Genomic DNA, 11,891 nt, shown 5'->3' with positions numbered 1-11,891 from the left:
TCCGTCGCGGCGCCGGGGCCGGCCGCGCCCGTCGTGCTGCCGCGCACGATCAACTGCACGGGCAGGCTGAGCTCGTTCGCGTCAGGCGTTTCTTCGAGCAGCAGTTCGACGCCGCGGCGTCCGAGCGCTTCCTTGTCCACCGCGATCGTGGAGAGCGGCGGCGCCGCATGCGCCGCACCCGCGATGTCGTCGAAGCCGACGATCGCGATGTCTGCGGGCACACGCAGGCCGCGCTGCTGGCAGATGCGCATGGCCGCGAGCGCGGCGGCGTCGTTGTAGGCGAACACGGCGTCGGGCGGGGCGTTGCGGGTGGCGTCGAGGAGGCGCTCCATCGCGCGCGCGGCGCCGGAGTCGGGATCGAGACCGGCGTCGATCGTCACTTCGAGCGAGGGATCGAAGAGCAGGCCCGCCTCGAAGAACGCGCGCCGGTAGCCGAGCGCGCGCTGCGCGATGCTGTAGTGCGCGAGCGATCCGCCGATAAAGGCGATGCGCCGGCGTCCCAGCTCGAAGAGGTGATTCATCGCGAGCGCGGCGCCCGCGAGGTTGTCGATGTTGACCGAGCGCAGCCCCGGCGCCCACAGGTCGATCAGCACGAGCGGCCGCCTGAGCGCCACGAGCGCGGCCAGCATTTCGGGCTCGACGAAGCCGGCCACGGCGATCGCATCGGGCGCGTGCAGGCGCAGTTGCTGGACGGTGTCGTCGGCGGGGCCGGCGGTGAGCAGCGCGGGCACGATGCCGTGTTCGCGGCAGGCGTCTTCGACGCCGTGCAGGACGTGCGAGAAAAACGGGCTGGCGGCGAAGTTGTTGTGCTGGCGATGCAGCAGGAACGTGAGGCGGCGAATGCGCGGACGCAACTGGCCGCAGTCGTAGCCCAGCGTGCGCGCAAGTTCGACGATGCGCGCGCGCGTGGCCTCCGAGAGGCCGGGCTGGTTCTTCAGGGCGCGCGAGACGGTGCCGATCGAAACATTGGCGGCCTGCGCGACGTCGCGGATGGTTGTCCCCATGGCTCCTGGTGGCGGCGGCTCGTTGGAGGCTGTCCCGGTATGGTCAGATGTGGGGCGATTGTATAGTAAAAATACCGGGAAACCACCGTCTGAAACGTTGGGATCGTACGGTAAATACCCGTATGCAGGCGAATACACGTAAATTTACATGTTTAGTAAAAAAACTAAACAGATGGGCATGGCGGTTGCGGAGTCGTCTCCACACGGTTCGACCCCAGGGAGACACGCCATGCTCAGCACCATCCTGCTTATCGTCGTGATTCTGCTGTTGATCGGGGCCATCCCGGCCTGGCCGTATAGCCGCACGTGGGGCTACGCGCCGACGGGCACGCTCGGCGTGGTCCTGATCGTCCTGATTGTCCTGTTGCTGATGGGGACGATATGAAGTCGCTCGCGGCGCATGGGCCGCGCGTGCGGGACCGGACGTTCAGCCGGCCGTCGCGGCGCGCTCGCCGTGTTCGGGCAGGAGTGTCGCGGTTTTGTCGGCGTCGATCACCACGAGGCCCGACGCTTCCTGCTTCGCGCGCCGCTTGGCGAGCGCCGCCAGCGACGCGATCCGTTCGCTGTTGTGCTGCGCGCCGCGGCCCGGCGCAACCTGCACGCAGCCGATCGCCATCGTCACGAAGCCGAAGAAGGCCGGGTTGCCGTGGCGGTCCTCGCCGCGAATGCCGCCCGCCAGACGATCCGCCGGCGCGTAATAGCGCAGCGCGCCCTCGTTGAACGCTTCGACGGCGCGCTCGGCACGTTCGCGCCAGGTTTCGCTTTGAAACAAGATCAGGAAGTCGTCGCCGCCCACGTGGCCGAGGAAATCGCGCGTCGGATCGCAGACCTCGGCGAGCACCGTGGCCGCAAACTTCAATACCTCGTCGCCTTGCCAGTAGCCGTACTGATCGTTGAACGGCTTGAACTGGTTCAGATCCACGTAACACGCATAGAAGCCCGCATCGTGCGAGAGCAGGCGTTCGATGTGCGAGCTGATCGGAATGTTGCCGGGCAGGAAGGTGAGCGGATTCGCGTAGCGCGCGGCCTGGATGCGCACCTCGGTCACGGCGCGCACGAGGCTCTCGCCGGTGCCGAGGCCCGCGTAGCGGCTGTTGTCGGTGATCACGAAGCCGTCGGCGAGGTAGCGCTGATCGTCGCTCGCGAGGAGCGTCGCCATCTGCTCGACCGTCATCGACTGCTCGATGAGCACGGGCGAATGGTTCGCGAACTGCAGGCACGCCTTCTTGCCGAACAGCTCGCGATGATAGGGCAGTGCGTAGCGGTCCATGAACGCGCGCCGGTTGATCAGCGCGACCGGCCGCTCGTTTTCGACCACGGCCACCGCGTGCAGGTCGGGCAGGCGGTTGAAGAGTTCGAGCACGTCGTTGTTGGTGGCGCGGCGCGGCAGCGCGGGCGCGTGCACCATCATCTTCGCCGCGGGCGCGCCGCCCGCCTGGGCTCCGGCCGGACGGCGGGCGTGCTCGGGGAATACGGCGATGTGGTCCGCGCGCAGGGCCTCGCGCGTTTCCTGCGCGAGCGTGCGGGCCGGCGTCATGTCGGGGCGGCCGAAGAAGAAGCCCTGTCCGCTGCCGATGCCCATGTCGCGCAGAACGATCAGGTCTGCTTCGTTTTCGATGCCCTCGGCCACGAGCCGTGCGCCGCTTGCCTGCGCGAAGTGCTGCATCGCGCGCACGGCTTCGAATTTGAGCGCGCTGCTGGCGATGTCGTGAATGAAGAAGCGGTCGATCTTCACGACGTCGGGCTGCAGGCGCACCCACAGATTCATGCTCGCGTTCGCGGTGCCGTAGTCGTCGAGCGCGAACTGGGCGCCGGCGGCGCGCAGCACGTCGACGATATGGGTGAATTCGCCGGGATCGTCGATGGCGCTCTGCTCGGTGAGCTCGATCACCACGCGGCGGGCGTCGACCGGACCGTCGAAGAGCGCGGGCGTTTCGCGGCCGGCGTCGGTGATCTGGCGCAGCGCAGCCGCGCTGAAGTTCAGGAACAGCTTGCCATGGCAGCCGAGCCGCGCGAATGCCTCGATGCAGGTGCGCGCGGCGGCGTGCTCCAGCGAAGTCGTGCAGCCTTCCGCGAGCGCCTGGGCAAAGAGGGCCGCCGGTGTTTCGAGCGGCGAACCGGCGGGACCGCGGATCAGACCTTCGTAGCCGAGGATCGCGCCGTCCTCGAAATCGACGATCGGCTGAAAGACGGCGCGCAGATGGCGCCGGCCGATCAGTCCGGCAATGCCGGGTAAGGCGGTGGGGGAGGACGCGCTGGCAGACATGGCAAAGCCGTATTCAGGCGGGGACGTCACCCTTATCGGCAGCGCGCGGGAAGAATTAAGTGAATTTTTAGTGACAAGCCGCAGCGGGCGGCTTGCGGGCAGACGCCACGGGGGCTACTGGCGCGCGCCCGCCTGGCGCTGGGCCGGGGCCGGGCTCCGCTGGTCCGGGCGCGGGTTGGGCCGCGACTCGTCGCCGGCATGCGCATCGCGCTCGTGGCTCAGGTCGCGCGCGCCCCAGCGTTGTGCGAGCGCCGCGCACACCATCAACTGGATCTGGTGGAACAGCATGAGCGGCAGCACGACCGCGCCCACGGCATTCGAGGCGAAGATCACCTTGGCCATCGGCACCCCCGCGGCGAGGCTCTTCTTCGAGCCGCAGAAGATGATCGTGATCTGGTCGGCGCGCGAGAAGCCGAGCTTCTTGCTCGTGAACATCGTGATGCCCAGGGCGAGGGCGAGCAGCACGGCATTCACGACGACGAGGCCGCCGAGCGCGGCAAGCGGAACGTGGTGCCAGAGCCCTTCGTTGACGGCCTCGCTGAACGCGCCGTAGACGACGAGCAGGATCGACCCCTGATCGACGAACTTGAGCACGCCGCGATTGCGCTCGATCCAGCGGCCGATCACGGGACGCAGCAACTGCCCCGCCACGAACGGCACGAGCAGTTGCAGCACGATGTTCCAGACGGTGTGCCAGGCCGAGCCGCCACCCGCGTTCTGGTTCGAGATCACGACGCTCACGAGCGCGGGCGTGATGAAGATGCCGAGCAGGCTGGACGCCGACGCGCTGCACACGGCGGCGGGCACGTTGCCGCGTGCGATCGACGTGAAGGCGATGGACGACTGCACCGTGGAGGGCAGCGTGCAGAGAAACAGCACGCCCGCGTAGAGGGCCGGCGTGACGAGCGGCGAAAGCACGGGCTTGAGCACGAGGCCCAGCACGGGAAAAAGGATGAAGGTGCTGGCCAGCACGAGCAGGTGCAGGCGCCAGTGGGTCGCGCCGGCGACGATCGCTTCGCGCGAGAGCTTCGCGCCGTGCAGGAAGAACAGCAGGCCCACGGCGAAATTGGTGAGCCAGTTGAAGGCGGTGGCGGCCTGGCCGTGCACCGGCAGCAGGCTCGCGAGAATCACGGTGCTGACGAGGCACAGCGTGAAGTTATCGGGCAGAAATTTCGGACGGGCCATCTGACAATCTCGGGAGCGCTTTCGCGCAGTGCGGCGCACGGTTCTGGACGGGGCGCGCCGTTTGATCGGAGTGCCTATTGTCCTCGCAAGCCGATTGAAAAAGCAAATTCATTTGAAGAATCGATTAATGAGCAATGCGCATGAGATGCTCTGCTCAATACGGAGACTGCCGGAGCGATCCGGAACCGAAACCGACGGTTCGGGCAGCGTCCGGCATTCGTTGTACAAGCATCTAACGCGCCCGAAGTGAACCCGGAGCAAACCTGGTTCCAGATGCCCGCCGGACGGCCCTCGGAAGCCGAAAAACCCAGCAGTAACACGGTGTTACAACCCTTCAGGCGGCCTAACACTTTTTGGCTCGACACCCATTCGAGGCACCCATAAATTACCGTCAAAGGACGCTCGGGTCCGCCGTGGTGGCAATCGTTACGCCCTGCGCAGGCGCGGGCGCCGGGATTGGCTCGTCATGGCCCGAATGGCGGGTCATGGCGCGAACGTCGGGCGGAAGATCGACATAATGCATGTAGGGTTGTCACGAATGGGACAGTGGGTTCTGGGCGCCGGTTTATCGGTGCTTGTCGCGCTCGCCCATGCACAACCCGGGTACGCGCCGCATGGCGGCGGCGGTTTTCAGCGCGCGCCCATGATGCGCCCGATGTCCGGGGCCGCACGCAGCGGCTGGGGCCAGCGCAACGTAGCGGCGGCTTCACCCGCGCGCCGCGAGGCCGGCGGTCCGGTTTACAGGGGCGCGGGCGGCGGCCGCGGCGGTTATGGCGCCGTTCCGACGCGCGTTGCCGACCAGGGCGGCTGGCACGGCGGCGGCGGTGGCGGCGCGGGTCGTGAACCGGGCGACAATGCTGGCGGCGGTGCGTATGGCAACAGCTATGGCGGCGGCTATCGCGGCGGCCCGATCACGCAGGTCAGCGCGCAGGCGCGCGAGGTTCCGCATCCGCCCGCCGATTCGCCGGTGCGCACCGGCTCGATTCGCGAAGACGTCGCACGCTACAACGAAGAGCGTGGCGCCTTCCGGCCGTTCCCGCGCAACGCCGGCGAGGTGCCGCATCCGCCTATGCCGTCGCCCTATCGTAACTAGTCGCAACCGGCGTCCCGTTTTCTTCTTCTCATCGGCGTCGCCTGGCGCCGATCGCTTTTCTCCTTCCGTCTTTTTCCTTCCGTTCGCCCGGACTATTTCGGGCTTCTGATGTTCTTCACACGATTGCCGGTCCCCGGGTGGGATCTGTCTGACGCGTGGATACCACACTTTTTTAAAAATCTCTCGTCAGACATGACGCGTCCGTCATCCAATCCCGCCTTCGATATGGCGGCGCGTCATTCGAGACCCCCAATTTCGCTAAAGGCCCTGTCGATGCGGCTCTCCAGCCGGATCGAAGCATGTTGCGGCGCGGCGTAAGCGCACTCCGGCGACCCCGGATCAGCTTTTGAAACCCGCAAACTAATCGGACCGATATACCGGCAATAACGCCAGTTATTTTTGACCGCGGTATTGGTCCGCGAAGATGGTCCCGCCCAAGAACGGCACCGCCTGCGAACGACGAAAAACAAACGGTTTGCGCGAGCGCCACAGCCGCCAGTCACACCTTTTTTGACAAAGACAGGAGAACCCATGAATACAGCCGTTAGCCGCGCGCTGCGCACCACCTTGAAGGCGAGCGCGCTCGCCGCCGTTCTTGCCGCCGCATCGTCGTCGGCGTTTGCGCAGTCGAGCGTCCAGCTCTACGGTCAGATCGACGAATGGGCCGGCGTGACGAAATTTCCGGGGGACAACGCGGCGGCGAACGTCGGCGGCGGCGGCATGTCGACCTCGTACTTCGGCTTCAAGGGCGATGAGGATCTGGGCGGCGGCTACAAGGCGGTCTTCGCGCTGGAAAGCTTCTTCCGCGCGCAGAACGGCCAGGACGGCCGCTTCACGGGCGACACGTTCTTCGCCCGCAATGCGTACGTCGGCCTCGAGTCGCCGTACGGTACGTTCACGGCCGGCCGCCTGACGACGCAGCTCTTCGTTTCGACGATCCTGTTCAACCCCTTCGTCGATTCGTACACCTTCTCGCCGATGGTGTATCACACGTACCTCGGCCTTTCGACGTTCCCGACCTACACGACCGACCAGGGCGTGATTGGCGATTCGGGCTGGAACAACGCGGTCCAGTACTCGACGCCTGACATCAACGGCTTCACGGGTTCGGTGATGTACGCGCTCGGCGACCAGGCCGGCGAGAACGGCGCGAAGAAGTGGAGCGTGCAGGCTCTGTACTTCCACGGCCCGTTCGCGGCAACGGCCGTCTACCAGTACGTGAATTTCAACGACACGCCGGGCGACATCGACAGCATCCCGATCAACGCGAGCGGCACGCTCCTGACCACGGGCCTGAAGAGTCAGGGCGTCGGGCAGCTCGGTCTTACGTACGACCTGAAGTACGTGAAGTTCTACGGTCAGTACATGTACACGTCGAACTGGGAGCAACTGGGCAGCTGGCACGTGAACACGGCGCAGGGCGGTGTCACGGTGCCGGCGGGCGCGGGCACGATCATGGCGTCGTACGCGTACTCGCGCGACGGCGGCGGCCTCGACCAGACGCGCCAGACGGCGGCCATCGGCTACGACTACCCGCTCTCGAAGCGCACCGACGTCTACGCGGCCTATATGTACGACCACTTCGACAACATGTCGTCGGGCATGACCTACGGCGCCGGTATCCGCGCGAAGTTCTAAGCCGCGGCTGCGGCTTCACGCCTGCGCCCCGCGCTGCTCGCAGCGCGGGGCTTTGCTTTTTGGGCGAGCAAAACGCGGGCGGATTTGCATACCGGGAATTGATAAAACGCGCACAATGGCGGCGATTGATTCCTCCTGCTTTCCGATGCCGATCTTCATTGACCCCTAGGGGCGCGCGCGATGGATACCCTCGTCAGCATGAACGTGTTCCGCCAGGTGGTGGAGGCGGGCAGCTTCGTCGCCGCGGCCGAACGCATGAACATGTCGGCGGCGATGGCAAGCAAGCACGTCGCGCATCTGGAGCAGCAGCTCGGCGCGCGGCTCCTGAACCGCACCACGCGCCGCGTCGCACCCACCGAGGCGGGCCGCGAATACTACGAGCGTCTCGCGCAGGCGCTCACCGAACTCGACGAAGCCGGCCAGGCCGTGGGCGCCGCGAGCGTGGTTCCGCAGGGGCGGCTGCGCGTGTCGTCGCTCACCGCGTTCGGGCTGCGCCACGTGATGGGCGCGGTGGCCGACTATGCGGCCGGCTACCCGCAGGTCACCGTCGATATCACGCTGTCCGACCGGGTCGTCGAGCTGATCGACGAGGGCTTCGACGTGGCGATCCGCGCCTCGCCCTCGGGGCTCAAGTCGTCGTCGCTGATCGCGCGGCCGCTGGCCACCGCGCATATCGTGCTGTGCGCGTCACCCGGCTATCTGCGCCGCCACGGCGTGCCGAAGACGGTCGCCGACCTGGCGCGCCACAACTTCGTGCATTACGCGGGGGCCTCGGCGCAGGAGCTCGCGCCGTTCGCCGAAGGCGGCGTGCGGCCGAAGCCGGCCGGCAATCTCATCGTCAATCACCTTGAGGCCCTGCGCGTGGTCGTGCTGCAGGGCGGCGGGCTGTCGATGCTCGGCACCGAGGTGATCGGCGACGATATCGCCGAGGGCCGTCTCGTGCCGCTGCTCGTCGATGCGCTGCCGTTGCGCGAGCTGCCGATCTACGCCGTGTATGCAAGCCGGCGGCATCTTTCCGCGAAGGTGCGTTCGTTCGTCGACTTTCTTGCGCAGCGCTTTGCGGACCGTGCGCTGTGGCCCGGCGTCGAGGCGATACGCGCAGCGGCGGCCTCGTAGCCGGCAACGCGCCAATGCGTTCGCCACCGCTTTCACCACTCCGTGGCCGCTTCAGCGCCCCACGCCGAGCCGCGCCTTCGTTTCGTCGTACTCCTGCTTGAGCCGCGCGACGAGCTCCGCTACGGGAGGCACGTCGTCCATCAGCCCCACGCCCTGGCCCGCGCCCCAGATGTCCTTCCAGGCCTTCGCCTTGTCGCCGCCGAAGTTCATCGCCGACTTGTCCGATTCGGGCAGCGCGTCCGGGTCGAGCCCCGCGTTGGCGATGCTTTCGCGAATGTAGTTGCCGTGCACGCCCGTGAAGAGGTTCGTGTAGATGATGTCGGCGGACTTTGCATTAAGGATCGCCTGCTTGTAGGCGTCCACGGCATGCGCTTCCCGCGTCGCGATGAAGCGTGTGCCCATGTAGGCGAGGTCGGCGCCCATGGCCTGGGCGGCGAGGATCGAACCGCCGTTCGCGATCGCGCCCGAGAGCACGATGGGGCCGTCGAACATCTTGCGCACTTCGCCCACCAGCGCGAACGGGGAGGTCGTGCCCGCGTGGCCGCCCGCGCCCGCGGCCACGAGAATCAGGCCGTCCACGCCCGCTTCGAGCGCCTTCGCCGCATGGCGCAGATTGATGACGTCGTGCAGCACGATGCCGCCGTAGCTGTGCACGGCGTCGATGATCTCGCGCGCCGGCGCCCGCAGGCTCGTGATGAAGATGGGCACCTTGTGTTCGACGCAGACGCGCACGTCGTGCTCGAGCCGCGCATTCGACTGATGCACGATCTGGTTCACGGCGATCGGGCCGATCGTCGCGTCCGGGTTGGCCGCCCGGTAAGCGGCGAGCTCGGTCTGGATCTGCGTGAGCCAGACGTCGAGCTGCTCGGCGGGGCGCGCATTGAGCGCGGGAAACGAGCCGACGATACCGGCCTTGCACTGCGCGAGCACGAGCTCGGGATAGCTGACGATGAACATCGGCGAGCCGACGACGGGCAGCGAGAGGTTTTGCAGGACGGCGGGCAATGCCATGGCGAAGGTCTCCTTACTCTGATCCAGCCGGCGTGGGTGAGCGGCCCGGATCGGGTGAACCGGATCGTACCGCTGCGAGGATGCGCGGGCGGCGAAACCGCCGGGGCGCCGGTTTTGAAACGGTCGTTCGATTATAGGCGCGAGCCCGCTGCAGGCACGGCGTGCGACTTTCGAGCAAGTGTTCGGTTTCTACCTTTCCTCGCCGAAAACGCGAGGAGCCGCGCCCATGCGCTCCTACAATGGGGGGAGACCAACAACGACAAGAGACTCGACATGCCCTTCGACGGATTCACGCCATTCACCGTTCGCACGGCGAGCGGGATCGACATCTATGGAGTGAAGGGCGGCAAGGGGCCGCCGCTGCTGCTGCTGCACGGCCATCCGCAGACGCACATGATCTGGCATCGCTGCGTGGACGAGCTGGCAACGCACTTCACCGTGATCGCAACCGACTTGCGCGGCTATGGCGCTTCGTCGAAACCGGAGGGAGATCCGGCGCACGCCACCTATTCGAAACGCGCGATGGCCGCCGACCAGGTGGAGGTGATGCGCCACTTCGGCCATGAACGCTTTCTGGTCTGCGCGCACGACCGCGGCGCGCGCGTGGCGCACCGCATGGCGCTCGATCATCAGGAGGCTGTCGAACGCCTGATGCTGCTCGATATCGCGCCGACGCTCGCAATGTACGAGCAAACCGACCGGGCCTTCGCGACGGCGTATTTTCACTGGTTCTTCCTGATCCAGCCGGCGCCGCTGCCCGAGGCGCTGGTGGGCGCGAACACCGACCTCTACATCGAGCGCGTGATGGGCAACCGTCACGCGGGCCTTGCGCCGTTCGCGCCCGAGGCGCTCGAGGCGTATCGCACCGCGCTGCGCCAGCCCGGCGCGGTGCATGCGATGTGCGAGGACTACCGGGCTTCCGCGACGATCGACCTCGAACACGATCGCGCCGACATCGAGCGCGGCCATAAGGTGGGTTCTCCGCTGCGTGTGCTGTGGGGCGAGCAGGGCGTGGTCGGCCGCTGCTTCGACCCGCTGGCCGAATGGCGCAAGGTCGCGCGCGATGTGAGTGGGCGCTCGCTTGCGAGTGGCCACTACATTCCCGAGGAAGCGAGCGCGGCGCTCGTGAAGGAGATGCTGGCATTCTTCGAGGCCAGCGGGCCCTGAGCGTCGGCTTGGGGGGCGCCGCGCGCCCCGAGGGAGCGCGGCGCACGCGTTGACCGCATAATGACGCGGTCTTTGCCGCCGCCTTTCCCCATGCCGTCCCCTTCGTCCCACCTCCCCGCCGACGATATCGAACTCCAGCGCGCCAAGCGCCGGCCGCTGCTGTTGCTGGCCGCGGCTGCTTGCGTTTTCGTCGTGACGGCCTGCTGGCCCCCGGGCTTCGGGAGCGCCTTTGCCGTCGGCGCATTCAAGGCCTGCAGCGAGGCCGCGATGGTCGGCGCGCTGGCCGACTGGTTCGCGGTCGCCGCGCTGTTCCGGCCGCTGCCGGTGCCGTTCGTTTCGACCCACACGGGGGTCATTCCGCACAACAAGGATCGCATTGCCGACGAACTCGCGCACTTCGTAAAGGACCGCTTTCTCGACGTCGATTCGCTCGTGGCGCTGATCCGCCGGCACGATCCGGCGCAGCGGGTGGCCGGCTGGCTGACCGACGAACGCAACGCGCAGCGCCTTGGCGATTACGTGGTGCGGCTCACGGCGGGCCTGCTCGAACTGGTCGACGATCCGCGCATCCAGGCCCTGATCGGCAACGGGCTGCACGCGGCGCTCGACAGCATCGATCTCTCGAAGTCGATGGGCGCGGCGCTCGACACGCTGACCAGGGACGGCCGCCATCAGGAACTGCTCGACAAGCTGATCGATCAATTCGTCGTGCTGCTGCGCGTGGAAGAGACGCGCACCTTCGTCGCGGCGCGCATCGTCGAGGGCTTGAAGGGCCAGTATCCGATCACGGAGAAGGTCCTGCCCACCGCGTGGATAGGCGACAGCGGCGCGCGCGTGCTGACGAACGCCGTCGAGCGGCTGCTGCTGCAGATCAGCGAAGACAGCGAGCATCAACTGCGGCGGAAGTTCGACGAGATCGTGCAGAAGCTGATCGAGCGACTGAAGACCGATCCCGCGTTTCTGGCGAAAGGCGAGGAGTTGAAGGCCAGCCTGCGCGACAACACGGCATTCGACGACTACGCCCGCACCCTGTGGGACGACCTGCGTGCGTGGCTGCGGCACGATCTGGAGCAGCCCGATTCGCTGCTGCACAGGAGGGTGGCGGCGGCGGGCGGCTGGATCGGCAAGGCGCTGGCGGACGACCCGAAGCTGCGCGCCGCGCTCAACGAGCATCTCGAAGAGTCGGCGCACGCGATGGCGCCGGACTTCGCCGCGTTTCTCACGCGCCACATCAGCGACACGGTGAAGAACTGGGACGCGCAGAACATGTCGGCGCTGATCGAGCAGAAGATCGGCAAGGACCTGCAGCGGATCCGCATCAACGGCACGGTGCTGGGCGGCGCGATCGGGTTCGGCCTCTATCTGTGTTCCTGGCTCTTCGAATGGTTGCGTGCGCACCTGAGTTGGTGAC

General features: G+C 66.8%; 10 protein-coding genes and 1 pseudogene. 6 read left to right on the top strand and 5 right to left on the bottom strand.

The window, feature by feature from the left end:
- Positions 1-29: 29 nt before the first annotated feature.
- Positions 30-1,004, bottom strand: a pseudogene (locus tag WJ542_RS02515) (LacI family DNA-binding transcriptional regulator); the annotation flags it as partial.
- A 229-nt stretch (positions 1,005-1,233) separates the two neighbouring features.
- On the opposite strand from WJ542_RS02515, the gene WJ542_RS02510 reads away from it, so the two are divergent.
- Positions 1,234-1,389: a DUF3309 family protein gene (locus tag WJ542_RS02510; protein WP_411187566.1), complete on the top strand. Its 156-nt coding sequence runs from the start codon at positions 1,234-1,236 to the stop codon at positions 1,387-1,389.
- 42 nt (positions 1,390-1,431) lie between these two features.
- Here WJ542_RS02510 and WJ542_RS02505 read toward each other — a convergent pair whose 3' ends face one another.
- A complete protein-coding gene (locus WJ542_RS02505) occupies positions 1,432-3,270 on the bottom strand; it encodes an EAL domain-containing protein (protein WP_411187564.1) in 1,839 nt (612 codons plus the stop codon).
- Between the two features lie 114 nt (positions 3,271-3,384).
- Positions 3,385-4,455: a bile acid:sodium symporter family protein gene (locus WJ542_RS02500; protein WP_411187562.1), complete on the bottom strand. Its 1,071-nt coding sequence runs from the start codon at positions 4,453-4,455 to the stop codon at positions 3,385-3,387.
- 538 nt (positions 4,456-4,993) lie between these two features.
- Between WJ542_RS02500 and WJ542_RS02495 the strand changes: the two genes are divergently transcribed.
- The gene (locus tag WJ542_RS02495) at positions 4,994-5,548 is read left to right on the top strand and encodes a hypothetical protein (protein WP_411187560.1); all 555 of its coding nucleotides are present in this window, start codon (positions 4,994-4,996) and stop codon (positions 5,546-5,548) included.
- Between the two features lie 531 nt (positions 5,549-6,079).
- Positions 6,080-7,186, top strand: coding sequence for a porin (locus WJ542_RS02490; RefSeq protein WP_411187558.1), 1,107 nt, complete (start codon positions 6,080-6,082; stop codon positions 7,184-7,186).
- A gap of 15 nt (positions 7,187-7,201) precedes the next feature.
- On the opposite strand, the gene WJ542_RS02485 is transcribed toward WJ542_RS02490, so the two are convergent.
- Entirely contained in the window at positions 7,202-7,345 is a 144-nt protein-coding gene (locus WJ542_RS02485; RefSeq protein WP_411187556.1) for a hypothetical protein, read from the bottom strand.
- Positions 7,346-7,366: 21 nt separating this feature from the next.
- On the opposite strand from WJ542_RS02485, the gene WJ542_RS02480 reads away from it, so the two are divergent.
- Positions 7,367-8,302, top strand: a complete 936-nt coding sequence (locus WJ542_RS02480) for a LysR family transcriptional regulator (protein WP_411187554.1) — start codon at positions 7,367-7,369, stop codon at positions 8,300-8,302.
- 51 nt (positions 8,303-8,353) lie between these two features.
- Here WJ542_RS02480 and WJ542_RS02475 read toward each other — a convergent pair whose 3' ends face one another.
- Complete coding sequence (locus WJ542_RS02475) at positions 8,354-9,313, bottom strand: NAD(P)H-dependent flavin oxidoreductase (RefSeq protein ID WP_411187552.1); 960 nt, start codon at positions 9,311-9,313, stop codon at positions 8,354-8,356.
- 273 nt (positions 9,314-9,586) lie between these two features.
- Between WJ542_RS02475 and WJ542_RS02470 the strand changes: the two genes are divergently transcribed.
- Complete coding sequence (locus tag WJ542_RS02470) at positions 9,587-10,480, top strand: alpha/beta fold hydrolase (protein ID WP_411187550.1); 894 nt, start codon at positions 9,587-9,589, stop codon at positions 10,478-10,480.
- A gap of 90 nt (positions 10,481-10,570) precedes the next feature.
- Positions 10,571-11,890 carry a DUF445 domain-containing protein gene (locus WJ542_RS02465; RefSeq protein WP_411187548.1) on the top strand — a complete coding sequence of 440 codons (1,320 nt, stop codon included), beginning with the start codon at positions 10,571-10,573 and terminating at the stop codon, positions 11,888-11,890.
- Position 11,891 lies beyond the last annotated feature (1 nt).

The sequence above is a fragment of the Paraburkholderia yinzeri genome, assembly GCF_046581065.1.
Lineage (GTDB): Bacteria > Pseudomonadota > Gammaproteobacteria > Burkholderiales > Burkholderiaceae > Paraburkholderia.
This window is presented reverse-complemented; position numbering and strand designations above follow the sequence as displayed.

Excerpts from the sequence above, each read along its gene's own strand:
- WJ542_RS02490 (WP_411187558.1), top strand. The coding sequence starts at position 6,080 with ATGAATACAGCCGTTAGCCGCGCGCTGCGCACCACCTTGAAGGCGAGC.
- WJ542_RS02510 (WP_411187566.1), top strand. The coding sequence starts at position 1,234 with ATGCTCAGCACCATCCTGCTTATCGTCGTGATTCTGCTGTTGATCGGG.
- WJ542_RS02480 (WP_411187554.1), top strand. The coding sequence starts at position 7,367 with ATGGATACCCTCGTCAGCATGAACGTGTTCCGCCAGGTGGTGGAGGCG.
- WJ542_RS02495 (WP_411187560.1), top strand. The coding sequence starts at position 4,994 with ATGGGACAGTGGGTTCTGGGCGCCGGTTTATCGGTGCTTGTCGCGCTC.
- WJ542_RS02470 (WP_411187550.1), top strand. The coding sequence starts at position 9,587 with ATGCCCTTCGACGGATTCACGCCATTCACCGTTCGCACGGCGAGCGGG.
- WJ542_RS02505 (WP_411187564.1), bottom strand. The coding sequence starts at position 3,270 with ATGTCTGCCAGCGCGTCCTCCCCCACCGCCTTACCCGGCATTGCCGGA.
- WJ542_RS02465 (WP_411187548.1), top strand. The coding sequence starts at position 10,571 with ATGCCGTCCCCTTCGTCCCACCTCCCCGCCGACGATATCGAACTCCAG.
- WJ542_RS02500 (WP_411187562.1), bottom strand. The coding sequence starts at position 4,455 with ATGGCCCGTCCGAAATTTCTGCCCGATAACTTCACGCTGTGCCTCGTC.
- WJ542_RS02485 (WP_411187556.1), bottom strand. The coding sequence starts at position 7,345 with ATGAAGATCGGCATCGGAAAGCAGGAGGAATCAATCGCCGCCATTGTG.
- WJ542_RS02475 (WP_411187552.1), bottom strand. The coding sequence starts at position 9,313 with ATGGCATTGCCCGCCGTCCTGCAAAACCTCTCGCTGCCCGTCGTCGGC.